We start from the raw sequence: 14,906 nt of genomic DNA on the forward strand, positions 1-14,906 counted from the left end.
GCGCCTGGCGCTTCCAGAGCAGAGGCAGAAGAGGTTGTTCCCGGCGCGGCCAACGGGGCGTCGAATACTCCGGGTTCAGGGTCCTCGCCGTGTCGGCGGCTGGCTTTCCCGGTGGCCGCCATGGCTGGTGCGGACGGGGCGGCAGGCGTCGGAAAACTCATAGGCCAGGTCCCCGCCCACCGGGGAGCCGCATCGGTCGAGGCTGCAGGCGCGTCGCTGTTGGCGGGACCCTCCGGAGCGGGAGTGCCAGAAGCCGCCTGACCGGCGACATGAGACGAACGCGAGGAAGACACCCGAGAACTCCAAGAACACAAAGCGGCAAGCAGGCTACACACGCCACTTAAAGATGTAACGTCTACCGACCACTTTAGCCTGACGGTACATAAGACGCCAGGATTTTGTAACGACAGGGTTGAAGTCATAGGTGATCCCGAACCGCGCTCGGCCTCCGCAGAGGGAGGGCGAGGCGGAGGCGGACAAGTTCGTTGCCGACCCAACCTGGAACTGACCGAGCGCGGAGAACGCGAAGCCTCCCGCGTATACCCCAACATACTGCCGTCACCGCGCCGGCCACCCCCTCCTAGGCGTGGCCGGCGCGTGGTTTGCCTGGGCAGTCAGTGCCAGGCGGTACGGCGACTAAGACCGCGGCTTTTCAGGAGCCAGGGGAGGTTGGAGGTGCTGTAGTCGGAGCAGCTGCACTGCAGGTGGCGCGGCCGAAGGCGCCATCCGCCACAGAGCGGGATGCCAGTCGGCCGTGGATGCTCAAGGCGCACTCAGCGTGGCCGCCCTTCTCGCCGAGGAGGATCTCCACGGTCGGGGCCGTTCCGTCCGCAGGCATGGAGATGTGCTTGCTCCAGGGCAAGTTGGTGGGGGTGAGCTCGCCTGCGTGTAGGGATGTCCCTCCGCCCTTGCTGACCGAAAGGCTCACGTTCGCTGTGCCGGTGACGGTGTAGACGACGTCGTATGTCGAGATCGGCGCTTCCTGCGTTTCCTCCTTGCCGGAGTGGACAGTCAGGGCAATGACCGCCGCCGAGATGGCGAGCAGCATGACCCCGCCGAGGAGAAGTGACCGGGACACCCGGCGTGCTGGTTCGGCCGTGTGTGCTTCGGGAGGTTCTCCGACGGGCCCGTCCTCCGCTTCTATGGGTTCCGCTTCCGCTTGCCCGGTCGAGGCCATGGTTTCGCTCCCAAGATTCCACTGAAAAGTCGGCTGGTTATACCGGATCGGCGGACGGTAAATCCATCGCGCTGATAATTCGGGGCAATGCTGTCGCATTCCAGCACGGTGGAGATTCGGTGGTGGTAGCGCAAATATGACGTGATGTCACCCTTTAGTTGAACGCTTGACATGGGCCTGGTAACCCCTGGAAGATCGCGCCCGCTCGGTCCGATGATCATCAAACTGCCTGCGAACCAGGCCAGTTGTGGTCCGTGGTCGGGTGCTGCGAGCTGTCTCGCTCGGTATGGGACAGCTCGTTTCGCTGCGTTCAGCCGGGCGTGGCGAATGACATTAGGGAGTTTTTTCGTGAAATCGAAATTCAGACGGTTGCTGGCCGTCGCGGTGGCGGGGGCGCTGTGCAGCCCGCTGTTGCAGGTGCCAGCATTCGCCGCTACGCCGCAGGGGTCTGGGGGCGACCATTCCGGATTCATTGACACTATCACGGGCTGGTTCTCAGACGACGAGAGCAACGGCCAGCCCGGCCACTCCGCATCGACCGATGTTCCGCAACGCCAGCACCTCGCCAGGGGCAAGAAGGCACCCAAGGCCAAGCGGGTCAAGGAGCTCACCGGCAAGCGCACGGCCAACACGCGCTACTGGCAACTCTCCGACGGCCGCATCGAGGCCGAGATCTCGGCCCGCGCGACGGCGTACCGCGCCGGCAAGGACTGGAAGCCGATCGACACCACGGTCACGGAGACCGGCCGTAAGGGCTTCGACTTCGCCAACACGGCAAACACGGCGCGCAGTTACTTCGGATCGGATCCTCGCCACCTGATGCGGTTCGAGGCGGAGACCGGCGAGGCCGTCACCTTCGGCCTGGTGAGCCCCACGGGCACCGGAACGCTGAAGCCGCAGGCCAAGGGCGCGACGGTCAGCTACCCGGACGCCATAGGTGCCGCCGACCTCGTCTACAACGTACGGCCGGGCGAGGTAAAGGAGGACATCGTCCTCACCGAGCGGCCGACTGCCGCTCCGAAGTTCACCTTCCGGGTTACCACCGAAGGGCTCACCCCCAAGCTCGTCAAGGGTGGTGCGATCGAGTTGTACGGGGAGTTCTCCAGGAACCCCGTGCTCACCATCCCGGCACCCTTCATGACGGACGCCGAGAAGGCGCACAGCAGCGCGGTCCGTCAGCAGCTCGTCAAGACGGGCAAAAGCTGGCAGCTCACGCTTGTGCCCGACGCCAAGTGGCTGGCCGCCCCGGAGCGGCAGTATCCCGTGGCGATCGACCCCACGGTCGTCATCGCCACCAAGGTGCCCGGCATGCAGGACACCATGATCGCCTCCCAGGCACCCACCTTCAACTACAACGACAACGACGGTGCGGGTACGCGCTATCCGCTCAACGTCGGTACCAACGCCTTCGGCATCATCCGGTCGCTGGTCCAGTTCCCGCTCGGTTCGATACCGGCGAACACCAAGATCGACGACGCGCAGCTCAGCCTGTACTACGACAAGACCCACACCACCAACGCCTACCCTGTGATCATCGAGGCGCACCGGGCCACTGCGGCGTGGGACGAGACGAAAGCCACGTGGAGCACGGCCAACGGCATCACCGGTGAGTTGTCGGGTACCTCGGTCACCGTGGACGACGGCGACGCCGGGACCACCGCGGCGGTCGGGGAATGGCCACGGGTCACGACCACGAGCATCAACGTCGGCAACGACTACGTGTACAACAAGAACACCGCCACCGGGGAGTCGTACACCTGGCAGCCCAAGCTGCCCGAGGCGGGCACGTACGCGGTCGACGTGCACTACGCCGGCGTCGCCGACGCGACCACCGCGGCCCCGTACACGGTGACGTACAACGGCGGCACCGCGCCGTACACGGTCAATCAGACCACGGGCACCTCCGGCGTGTGGACGACCCTCGGTGCGCACTCTTTCGCCGCCGGCACGGCGGGCAAGGTCGTTCTCGGGGACACCGGCGACTCCACCAAGCGCACGATGGCCGACGCCGTCCGGTTCACCAAGGCCGCGACGGTGACCAAGGGTGCGAACGCCCTGAACAGCACCCGGCACACCTTCTCGGTCACCGACACCGTCCAGGCCTGGGTCAATGGCACCTACGTCAACAACGGCTTCGTCCTGAAGGCGGCGGACGAGTCCGTGCTGGGGAAGGGCGGGCCTAGCTATCTCTCGTCCGAGCTCTTCAACGGATATGTCCAGTGGCAGCCCGACGAGCCCACGGTCGATCCCAAGTTGACGATCGTCTACGGCCGTCCCGGCGTCACGCTCGCCGCACCGACTACGATCCACGACACGGGTGCGGAACTGTCCTGGTCAGCGTACGTCGACCCGTCCACGGCCACCGGTGACGACATCGTCGAATACCAGGTGCACCGCGGCACGACACCGGACTTCACCCCCTCGGCGGCGACGCTCGTCACGCCGGTCGCCAAGGCGTCCACGGCCTACATCGACACCTCTGCGGAGCCCAGCAGTCCGAACCCAGAGGACCCACTCAAGACGTACTACTACATGGTCGCGGTGAAGACCCAGGACGGGCAGCTGATTAGCGCTCCGACCCAGCGCGTCGAGGCGCCCATGCCCAACCGGACCGTCAAGATCGTTCAGGCCGGCACCACGGACACCACACTGTCCGCGACTGAATCGACCACCGCGCACGACACGGTCAGCAACAACGGGGCCGCACAGAAGTGGCTCGCCATCGGAAACAACTCGCCGACGCTCGGCGTCACCCGTGCCCTGCTGAAGTTCCCGATGCCCGCCCTGCCGTCGAGCGCTCGGGTGTTCAACGCGGAGGTGAGGCTCTGGAGCGCCAGTACGACCAGTGCCACTACCGGCGCGGCTTTCAACATCCACGGTCTGAACAAGGACTTCGACGAGGCCACCGCAACGTGGACGAAGGCCAACGCCACCACCAACTGGACGACGGCAGGTGGCGATTTCGGCGCCTTGCAGGGTCAGCAGGCCTACGATACGAGGAATGAGTCCGGCTGGCACGAGTGGTACATCACGTCACTCGCGCAGAGCTGGCTGAACGACTCGACGACCAACAAGGGCGTCCTGCTCAAGCTGAACAACGAGACGACCACCGGGCCGCAGGAGCAGACGATGTTCCTGTCCTCGGAGGCATCGGAGGCACAGCTGCGGCCGCAACTGGTGCTGACCTACCTCGACACCAATGCGACGTACTCCGCCCCGCAGACGCCGGCCCGGATGGTCCCCGGTGACACCATCACCACGACGGTGAACGTCTCCAACACCACCGGCGCCCGCTGGAACATCTCGGACTATGTGCTGTCCTACCGATGGTCCCTGCCCGACGGCACCGACGTCACCAACGGCGGCAACCAGATCCAGTCGGACATCCCCGGCGGTATGGAGGAGGGTTCCCTCTCGGTCGGTGAAACGAAATCGGTCACTGCCCAGGTGAAGGCGCCAATCAATTCGGACGAGGGCAGCAAGCGCACCGAGTACGACCTGACCTGGGACGTCTACAACAAGAAGACAGGCCAGTGGCTCTCGCAGTCGGCGGGCATCGCCGGTCTACCGCAGCGGGTGGCCGTCGAGGACCCGACTTCGGACCAGCTCGGCATGGAGAAGTTCTACTCCTACACGGGCAAGAACACTGGCGCCGGTTCGACGGTGATGAACAACGTGAACGCCGGCAACAACGTCTGGTCGTACAACGTCTTCAGCAACCCGGGCCGCGGTCTTTCGACGTTCGCCCGGCTCAACTACAACTCGCTGGACACCTCCGACACCGGGCTGGGTCAGGGCTGGTCGGGCCAGGCTGCCGCTCCGCTGCGGCTGGGTGCTGCGCTCGACTTCCATCCGAACCCGAACCCCACGGAGGTGACGCTGCCGGACGGTGACGGAACCTCGCACATCTTCCGCTGGGACGCGGCAACCAGCACGTGGAAGGCCCCGGCGGGCGTTCACTACCTGCTGGAGCCAGTGGTGGGCGCCGACTGCAACCCCGGCAAGGGCGGGGCCCTTCGGGCCTGGAAGATGACCCGTCCGGACCGAACCCAGTTCTGGTACGACTGCGACGGATACATCACGTCGATCGTCGACAAGAACGGCAACACGCAGACGTACACCTACGAGAAGCTGACCTCCGGCAACAAGCGGGCGAAGCTGCTGCGATACGTCACCGACCCGGTGGGCCGCAAGACCCTGACGATCGACTACTACGCGAAGGGCCAGAGCTACTCGTACTTCGACGCCACCGGTACGAAGAAGACAGGGTCCAACCTGACGGAGCCGGAGATCATCGACCACGTCAAGTCGATGTCCGACATCTCCGGCCGCACGGTCTCCTTCGTCTACAGCGACAAGGGTCTTCTGGGCGAGGTGACCGACGGCGCCGGTTCGTCGCAGCCGAAGGTCTTCACGTTCACCTACGACCAGACGCAGGGCAACAAGAACGTCAAGCTGGTCAAGGTCACCGACCCGCGTGGGCACGCGACCTCGCTGGACTACTACTACCCGCAGACCGGGGACGACCCGAAGTTCCACTGGCGAGCCAAGACGATCAAGGACCGGCTCGGCGAAGACACGGTGTTCGAGTACACCGACCCTGACGGCAGCTCCGGTTCGACGATCCAGACGAAGGTCACGGACGCCGAGGACCACGCCACCACGTACGTCACGGACGGCTTCGGCCGCGCGACGCAGATCACGAACGCCAAGTCCCAGGACACAAAGCTGAACTGGGACGCCGACAACAACGTGACCCGTCTCGAGGAGGCCAACGGCGCGGTCACGACGTACGTCTATGACCAGAAGACGGGCTATCCGCTGGAGCAGAAGGACGCCGAGGTCAACAGGAACGGCTCCGCCCCGGCGACCTTCACCTACACCACCGGCCTGAACGGCTACATCGCCGACCTCTTCCAGAAGAAGTCACCCGAGGGCCGCACCTGGCAGTTCGGCTACGACACCTTCGGCAACCTGAAAACCGTCACCGACCCCAAGGGCGTCTCCACGGCGACGGCCGGCGACTACACCACATCCTACGAGTACGACTCCTACGGCCAGCTGACCAAGGCGACCGACGCCAACAACCACGCCACGGTCAACAGCGCCTTCGATCCGACCGGCTACCCGAAGACGATCACGGACGCGCTGCAGAAGTCGACGAACTTCGTCTACGACGAGCGGGGCCAGGTCACGTCGGTCACCGACGCACTGGGCAAGACGACCACGCAGACCTACGACACGTTCGGGCGTCCGAAGGTCAGCACGGTGCCCAAGGACCAGGCGGCGGGTGTTCTCATCACCACGCCCGAGCCGGTGTACGACGCCAACGACAATGTGACCACGTCCACCGCACCCAACGGCGCGATCTCCACCGCGGTGTACGACGACACCGACCAGATCACATCGGCGACCGCGCCGAAAGACACGCCCACCTCACCCGACCGGACGTCGGTCTACACCTACGACAAGGTCGGCAACCTGAAGACGTCGACAGAGCCCAAGGGCACGCTGACGACGACGAACCCGGACGACTTCGTCACGACCAGCACCTACGACGAGATCTACCAGCTGACGGACGTGGTCAACGCCGCCGGCGACAAGATCTCCTACAGCTACGACAACGTTGGCAACGTCACCAAGGTGGTGGACCCGAAGAAGAACGCCACCGCCGACCCGGACGACTACACCACCAAGACCGACTACGACTTCAACCACCGGGTCACGCAGGTCACGGACGCGGCCGGCAAGATCACGAAGCGAGGCTACGACAAGGACTCCCTCGTCGTCTCGACCACGGACGCCGAGAACAACACCACCACCGTCACCTATGACGAGCGGGGCAAGCAGACCGAGGTCAAGGTGCCGCACGACGGTACCTCGACGATCACCTACCGGTCGACGAAGTACGAGTACGACCAGGTCGGCAACACCACCAAGGTGATCACCCCGCGCGGCACGGAGACCTCCAACACGGAGGACTTCGCCTCCCGCACCGAGTACGACGAACTGAACCGCCCCAAGCGCCAGTACCAGCCCTACGACCCGGCGGACACCCGCTACAACAAGGCGGACGTCTACACCGAGAGCACCTACGACGCCGTCGGGCGCGTCATCAAGACCTCGCTGCCGCCCTCGGACGGCGAAACGGTCCGCAACGACACCGTCTACTCCTACTTCGACAACGGCTGGACGAGGAAGTCCACCGATCCCTGGGACATCGCCACCACCTACGACTACGACGCGCTCGGCAAGCAGACCGCGCGCACGCTGACCTCCGCGGGCGGTTCCTCGGACCGCACCATGACGTGGACGTACTACCCCGACGGCAAGCTCAAGTCGAAGTCGGACGACGGCGTCCCGGTGGGCAAGAGCGTGGTGCTGACCGACAACTCCGACACCCAGAACACCACCGCCACCGGCACCTGGGCAACCGGCAACACCGCCGGGCAGCAGGGCTACAACTACCGGACTCACACCGCCGGTACGGGCACGGACAGCTTCACCTGGACCCTGAACATCCCCAGGGACGGCACCTACACCGCGTACGTCAAGTACCCGCAGGTGACCGGCGCAGCAACGACGGCAAAGTACACCCTCACCCACGGCACCACCACCGAGCCGGCGGTGACGAAGGACCAGAACGCCAACACCGGCAGCTGGGTCCAACTGGGCTCGTACGCGCTGAAGCGTGACGAGGACGCCCAGCTGAAACTGGACCAGAACAGCGCTGGGATCGTGGTCGCGGACGGCGTGAAGCTGGTGCGCGACACCAGTGGCGATCCGGCCGACACCGAGAAGACGAACTTCGCGTACGGCTATGACGCCAACGGCAACCTGACGTCGATCGACGACACCTCGTCCGGCGCGAAGATCGACGCGTACACGGTCGCCTACACCGGCCTGAACCAGGTCCAGAAGGTCACGGAGGCGCTGGCCGGTCAGGAGAAGAAGGCCACCACCTACGCCTACGACGCCAACGGCCAGCCGGAAACCATCACCCACCCCGACCAGTTCTCCAAGTACACCTACGACCTGCGTGAACTGGTCAAGACGATCTCGGTGGGCAAGTCGGCCTCCGATACATCACCGAAGGTCACCTCGTACACCTACACCGACCGCAGCCTGAAGCTGCAGGAGACCAAGGCCAACGGCAACACAGTCGACTACGCGTACTTCCTGGACGGCGCCCTCAGGACGACATCGGAGAAGAAGGCAAACGGCACCCTCGTCACCTCACACACCTACACCTACGACCCCAACGGGAACAAGGCGCAGGACGCGGCCCGGAAGATGAACGCCGACAACCACGCGGCGTACCTCGACTCCACCACCGACTACACCTACGACCCGGCCGATCGGCTGTCCAAGTCGGTCAAGACCGGCAACGGTGCGGGGACGGAAACCTACGTCCACGACGACAACGCCAACGTCATCAGCCAGGCCGTCAAGGGCACGACCAGCACGTTCAACTACGACCGCAACCGTCTGCTGACCGCCACCAGCGGCAGCTCGACGGCGAACTACACCTACGACCCCTTCGGCCGCCAGGAGACCGTCACCGCCGCCGGGAAGGTCATCGAGCGGAGCGTCTACGACGGCTTCGACCACGTTGTCGAATCCCAGAAGGCCGACTCCGCCGGCGTGCTGAAGTCGACGACATACGTCTTCGACCCGCTGGACCGCACCGTGTCCAAGACGGCAGAGGGCAAGACGACCGACTTCGAATATCTCGGCCTGTCCGGCGAGGTACTGGACGAGAAGGTCGCCGGCGCTCTGACGAAGTCGTACCAGTACAGCCCGTTCGGCGAGCGCCTGTCGCAAATCAAGCACAACACGAACGGGACAACGGAGGACGGCTACTACGGCTACAACGGCCACTCGGACGTCGAGACGTTGACCGACACCACCGGCGACACCAAGGCAACCTATGGCTACACCGCCTACGGCAAGGACGACGACTCGGAGTTCACCGGCATCGACAAGCCCGAGGCCGCGGATCCCGGCAAGGAGGCGTACAACCCTTACCGATTCAACGCCAAGCGGTGGGACGCCCAGTCCGGCACCTACGACATGGGATTCCGCGACTACAACCCCGGCCTCAACCGCTTCACCACCCGGGACATGTACAACGGGGCCCTCACCGACATGCGTCTCGGCTCCGACCCGATGACGGGCAACCGCTACGCCTTCGCGGGCGGCAACCCCATCAGTGGTGTCGAGATCGACGGGCATACAAGCTGCGATATCACGGGAATGTGTGGCGGCGTTTACCGTGAAACTCCGATGATCAAGGCGGAGGAACGTCAGAGTCCAGCGAAGTCCTATCAGGCCGTCGAAGACTTCATGTTCAGTGAGATGAAGGGGAATCTGGAGTCCGAGGCATTCAAGGAGATCGAGGGCTACAACAATGCCTGCGACACCTGGAATCCAGTTCAATATGAAATCGACTGTGATCCCGACATGGCGGTTTCGAAATGGTTCGAACAGGTGCACGAGAATGGCCCATGGGACCACAAAAACTTCCTCTTGAACAACTTTGCTCTTCAGGAGGAGGGAGGCGTGTGCTGCTACACCGGAAAGATCACCGGAATGGACGCCGAGGTCTACCACGACGTCTGGTCGAATGTGCACTACGGCTATGTGGGTGCCGCTGCCGGTCTCGATCACGACCTGCTGGAATTTGCTGCAGCGCCCAGTCTTCCGGGTGGCAAGAATATTCCGGGAGCCGAGCACATACCGTACGTAGGGAGGTCCGACGAGGGCGACAAGGCAACCGTGCGCATGGGCATCGACCTGTGGAACAAATACGGAGCCGATCTCACACAGGATCAGTTCCACTCCGAACTTCTGACGATGTTCAAGGGTCTGCAAGGGACGGATAAGATGTACTCCTTGGCCCCCCCACAACAGCTCGGATACCACATTCCGGGCGGAACGCTCTACTAGCGCTGCCACGCTCCATCAGTCCGACGTAACATCGATTGCCGTGGGGGCGGCTCGGCCACTGGCTGGCCGCCCTTGCGGTGCACCTTTTCCGACGTGGGGTAAATTCTGTGAAGGCAAGGGAAGTGCGACCTTCTTCCTCGAGTAAGGGAGTGCGGTACGGCGCGGGTGCCTGGCTGATCGGATGGGCGGTATTCCTGGGGTCCGGGTATGTGACATCGCTCTTTCTGTTCAGTACCTGGTCGAACTGCGATATCGACGCCAATGGCGCATTCCAGCTTCTCTTGCTGGTGGCCACGGCCACCGCCATGGCGACCGCGTCGACCGTGCTGTGGGCTGTGATGCGCAAGGTAACCGGCCGCCAGGGCCTGCTGCTGCCTCTGGTGCTTACGGTTGTCGCTACAGCGGTGCTCCTCTGGCCCGTGTTGGCGCTGTGGTACGTCTCGCCCGGGCATCCGGAGAGCATGTGCCAACCGGGCGGTATGCCCGTGGGGTGGCCCGATTGGCTGCCGTTGTAGGACGGGTAGATGCCGCTGCTCCTCGATCGGCAGGCAATTCAGGCGCGGGCCCGCTCGGCGCGTCGGTGGAAGCCGGACCGCCGGCCGGCCGGACGGCGGCAGCAGGCGGTGGAGTGGGACCGGGCTCCCAACCGGCCGATATATACGTAGGTAAGTAGGCGAGGTTTTGTCATGTGGGTGGATTCCCTTCTCCGTGTCACAGGTTGGGACGCGCGGGACATCGCACAGCCCTGGGCGGAGATCGAAGCAGCGCTGGGGACTGAACTGCCGAGCGATTGCAAACTGTTGTGTCAGGCCTTCGGTGCCGGCGAGTTCTCACGGGAGATGTCGGTGCTGTGCGTCGACGAGACCCGCGTGCAGGATCTGGTTGGGGAATGGCGCTATCTGCTGGAGAGCGACAACAGTTCGGACGGCCCGTTCGCGCCCTACAGGATCCATGAGCCCGGCACGACGGGGGGCCTGATCCCATGGGGATCCTCGCGTTCGGGCGATTGGTTCTTCTGGCAGGTCACGGACGGCGCGGTGAACGCATGGCCGGTTCTCACCATGCAGGTGGACACCTGGGAGTGGAACCGTTACGAGATGACCGCCACGGAGCTGCTGTACCGGATCCTGACCGAACGCGGGTTCTGGCCCCCCTCCGCGGCACCGGCCGATTCCGGGCCCATGGCACAGGCCATGCCCGAGCCGTTCTTCGAGCCTGCCTGAACAGCCGATGACAAAGGCGAGGGAACTGACTCCGATGGACGACGTATGGAAGCCGCCGTATGAATCACAGCAACCGGCACCCGCACCGTATATGTGGCCAACCAGTCCTGCGGCGGGCCATAGGGGCAGTCGCGTGCCGTTGGCGGTGGCGCTGGGGATCGCGGTGGCCGGCGCGGCGCTGGCGTTGGCCAGCATCCTGGCGACCGAAGGTGGGAGCGGGGATTACCGGACGTTGCACCTGCAGAACCGTGCGATGGAACCGACGTATCCCGTGGGGAGCGACGTCACGGTGAGGCGCATCGACGGTTCGGAGGCCCGGCGCGGTGACGTGGTTGTGTTCTCCGCCCGGGACTGGGGCGCCGACGAAGTCTTCATGCAACGGGTGACAGGCGTCGGCGGCGACCATGTCGTCATCGACGAGACCGGGAAGGTGAGCGTCAACAGCAAAACCCTGCAGGAGCCGTACATCTCCAAAGGCGATCCCGCTTTCGGTCCTCCTGTGGACGTCACCGTCCCCGCGGGTCGGCTCTTCCTCCTCGGCGACCACCGGGCAGCCGCGGCCGACTCACGCGCCCACCTCTCTGAGTACAACGGGACCATCACCCGCTCTGCCGTCGTCGGCATGGCGGTGGACCGCGCCAGTGTCCCCACCCCCGATCGTCTATGGATGTGGGTGGGTACAGTGACAAGCGCCGCGGGCCTGGTCGCGGCAGCCGTCGCCGCGACCGTCAGGCGCCGTCGCACCGGCCTCGGCACCCCCATGGCCCAGACTCACTAGGGATAGGGGACTGGCGCGGTGGCTGATGCTCCGTTTCCAGTCCCCGCCGCTTGCCTGCGGTTTCCCGCACACGCGACCTGCGAGTTTGTCCGGACGACGCTGGCGGCGGCACCACGGACGACCTACGGCTACACCTCCTATGAACCACGTTCTCTGACTGCGCATCACCGGCCCCACTCCCGGCTAGCCTCGCGCTTTCACTAGGCGGGCTGTCCGGTAGGCGATCAGCTATCTGAAGAGTGCGTCTGACCAGCGAGAATGAGGATCGTCAAGGTTCTGCTTCCCGCACCAGCCGGAGGCACTTCTCAGGTGAGTAGCCGGCGTGACGCCCGGACTTGCACAGCCGCGCGAGTGAGTCGAGCCGTTAGAACGGCGGCGACCAACGTCCTGCCCAGGTCGGCGTGTATCCGGCTGGAGGCCAGACACGCATTTCTGGGAACGACGGGTGGGGCCACACATGGCCCACCCATTCGCATTCGGGGATCGCACCTTCCCAGTCGTCAGTGCAGCGGTCGGCCCAGTCTCGGCCGACCAACACCAGTCGGGTCAGCAGTCCGTTTGCGGAGTCCTGCACTCGCAGGACCAGCCCCAGGTCGTTGATCCCGGGATTTCCGCGCGGCCCATAGGACACGCCGCCCATCGAGTCGGGGAGATCGAACAGCCATTCCTCCAGCTCAGCCGGGCTGCCACCGACCAGCTCCACCCCGTCCAGTGTCACCTGCGGCCCGCGAACGGCATCAATCGCGATGCAGAACAGTCGGCCAGAGCCGTCGAAGTACTCGTAGACGGTAGGTTCCGCCGGGCTGAGCCCCAGCTGGATACCCACGACCTCTGGAAAATAGGGCTCGGCTTGGAACCGACGTAGCTCAGAGGTCTTGGGCAGCGCCATCGCTGCCTCATCCATACTCATGCCGAATCGCAACGGCCCGACGCTCTCCAGCGGGGTGAGCACCCACACCGGCCTGGCCCGTGTGGTGGCTTCTTGAGTGCCTGGCGACGTCATCCGCCTATTCCCCTCTGCTGACCTCGAGCTCCATGAGGTGGGCTGTCCGATAGGTGATCACCTATACGAAAAGTGCCTCTGACCAGCGAGAATGAGGATTGTCTAGGCCCTCGTTCCTGCGTCCGTCGGAGGCACTTCTCAGGTGAGTAAGCGTATCGGGTCGTACCCACGTGTGCTGGTGTCGGGTGGCGGCCGAGGGGTGGTTGCGCAGGCTGGCGGGGTGTTGCTGGTCGAGACGGCCCGCCGGACGGGGCTGGCTGCGGCGCTGTCCTCGGCCCTCGCGCCGTGGCGCAAGCCCAGAACGGTGCACGATCCGGGCAAGATCCTGCTCGACTTGGCCCTGGCGACCGCGCTGGGCGGTGACTGCCTGGCCGACATCGCGGTACTGCGCGCAGAGCCGGCCGTGTTCGGGCCTGTGGCCTCCGATCCCACCGTCTCCCGGCTCATTGACACCCTGGCCGCAGCCGGTCCGCGCGGCCTGACGGCGATACGCCGGGCCCGCTCCGATGCCCGCGAACGGGTCTGGAAGCTTGCCGGGCACCAGGCCCCGGACGCGGGTGGTGAGGTAACCGTGGACATCAACGGTGTCCTGGTCCTGGCGCACTCCGAGAAGGAGGACGCGGCCGCGACCTGGAAGAAGACCTTCGGCCACCACCCGCTGTTCGCGTTCGTCGACCACGGCGCCACCGGCTCCGGAGAGCCGGTGGCCGGCCTGCTGCGACCGGGGAACGCGGGCAGCAACACCGCCGCCGACCACATCACCGCAGCCCGGCTCGCGCTGGCCCAGCTCCCGTCAAGGTATCGGCGCGGACGCCGGACCCTGATCCGCACCGACTCCGGCGGCGGCACCCACGAGTTCGTGAACTGGATTGCCGCCCGCGGACGCTGGCTGTCCTACTCGGTCGGCATGACCATCACCGACGCGATCCACCAGGCCGTACTCCTGGTTCCGGCCTCGGCTTGGACCCCGGCCGTCGAGCCCGGCGGCGAGGTCCGCGACGGCGCCTGGGTCGCTGAGCTCGCCGGGGATGTCCTCAAGGGCTGGCCGCAAGGCATGAGACTGATCGTTCGCAAGGAACGGCCGCACCCGGGCGCGCAGTTGCGCTTCAGCGACGCCGACGGAATGCGCCTGACCTGCTTCGCCACCAACACCGTCGGCGAGCCGATCGCACAGCTGGAGTTGCGGCACCGCCAGCGGGCCCGGGCCGAGGACCGCATCCGCGCCGCCCGCGACACCGGCCTGCGCAACCTCCCCCTCCACCGCGCCGCGCAGAACCGGATCTGGCTGGAGATCGTGCAGCTTGCCCTGGACTTGCTGGCCTGGATGCCGATGCTCGCTCTGACCGGCGAAGCTCGCCGCTGGGAACCCAAGCGGCTCCGGCTACGGCTGTTCTCCGCCGCCGGCCAGCTCGCCACGACCGGCCGCCGCCACTACCTCCGCCTCGCCCGGCACTGGCCCTGGACTCACCTGATCACCGCCGCGTTCGACCGCCTGCAAGCCCTACCGAAACCCGGCTGACCAGTAATAACGTCCCATCCCGACGAATCCCCTCACCCACCCGGAACAGTGGAAACCGCGCCCACCCGACGCGACAGCCGGGCCACCGGCCTGCCCACCACCCGCCCAACAAGACGAAACGGCCTGCCAGAGAATCCGACGGGCCGTCACGCAAGATCGAGGCTAGTGTCCTGAGTCGTTGATTCGGTTCAGATATCCGGCGAGGCGTTCGAAGATTTCGTCTGCGGTTTTCGTCCAGACGAAGGGCTTGGGGTCGT

The 14,906-nt window shown here is 65.2% G+C and carries 7 protein-coding genes; 5 read left to right on the plus strand and 2 right to left on the minus strand.

The window, feature by feature from the left end; genetic code table 11:
- Positions 1-652 precede the first annotated feature (652 nt).
- The gene (locus ABZ312_RS38910) at positions 653-1,048 is read right to left on the minus strand and encodes a hypothetical protein (protein WP_500439755.1); all 396 of its coding nucleotides are present in this window, start codon (positions 1,046-1,048) and stop codon (positions 653-655) included.
- A 456-nt stretch (positions 1,049-1,504) separates the two neighbouring features.
- Here ABZ312_RS38910 and ABZ312_RS38915 point away from each other — a divergent pair, with 456 nt between their 5' ends.
- The 4 genes from ABZ312_RS38915 to lepB all read left to right on the plus strand — a co-directional run bounded on the left by ABZ312_RS38915 (position 1,505) and on the right by lepB (position 12,127).
- Positions 1,505-10,126: a golvesin C-terminal-like domain-containing protein gene (locus ABZ312_RS38915; protein ID WP_500439756.1), complete on the plus strand. Its 8,622-nt coding sequence runs from the start codon at positions 1,505-1,507 to the stop codon at positions 10,124-10,126.
- Between the two features lie 149 nt (positions 10,127-10,275).
- The gene (locus tag ABZ312_RS38920; protein ID WP_500439757.1) at positions 10,276-10,641 is read left to right on the plus strand and encodes a hypothetical protein; all 366 of its coding nucleotides are present in this window, start codon (positions 10,276-10,278) and stop codon (positions 10,639-10,641) included.
- Positions 10,642-10,812: 171 nt separating this feature from the next.
- Positions 10,813-11,349, plus strand: coding sequence for an SMI1/KNR4 family protein (locus ABZ312_RS38925; protein WP_500439758.1), 537 nt, complete (start codon positions 10,813-10,815; stop codon positions 11,347-11,349).
- Between the two features lie 133 nt (positions 11,350-11,482).
- Complete coding sequence (gene lepB / locus ABZ312_RS38930; protein WP_500439759.1) at positions 11,483-12,127, plus strand: signal peptidase I; 645 nt, start codon at positions 11,483-11,485, stop codon at positions 12,125-12,127.
- A gap of 364 nt (positions 12,128-12,491) precedes the next feature.
- On the opposite strand, the gene ABZ312_RS38935 is transcribed toward lepB, so the two are convergent.
- A complete protein-coding gene (locus ABZ312_RS38935; RefSeq protein WP_500439760.1) occupies positions 12,492-13,079 on the minus strand; it encodes a hypothetical protein in 588 nt (195 codons plus the stop codon).
- Between the two features lie 193 nt (positions 13,080-13,272).
- Between ABZ312_RS38935 and ABZ312_RS38940 the strand changes: the two genes are divergently transcribed.
- Positions 13,273-14,649 carry an IS1380 family transposase gene (locus tag ABZ312_RS38940; RefSeq protein WP_500439761.1) on the plus strand — a complete coding sequence of 459 codons (1,377 nt, stop codon included), beginning with the start codon at positions 13,273-13,275 and terminating at the stop codon, positions 14,647-14,649.
- Positions 14,650-14,906: the final 257 nt, after the last annotated feature.

Origin of the sequence: Streptomyces sp. NPDC006207, assembly GCF_040613835.1 — a bacterium.
In the GTDB taxonomy this organism is placed as follows: Bacteria; Actinomycetota; Actinomycetes; order Streptomycetales; family Streptomycetaceae; genus Actinacidiphila.

Excerpts from the sequence above, each read along its gene's own strand:
- ABZ312_RS38910 (WP_500439755.1), bottom strand. The coding sequence starts at position 1,048 with ATGCTGCTCGCCATCTCGGCGGCGGTCATTGCCCTGACTGTCCACTCC.
- ABZ312_RS38915 (WP_500439756.1), top strand. The coding sequence starts at position 1,505 with ATGACATTAGGGAGTTTTTTCGTGAAATCGAAATTCAGACGGTTGCTG.
- ABZ312_RS38925 (WP_500439758.1), top strand. The coding sequence starts at position 10,813 with ATGTGGGTGGATTCCCTTCTCCGTGTCACAGGTTGGGACGCGCGGGAC.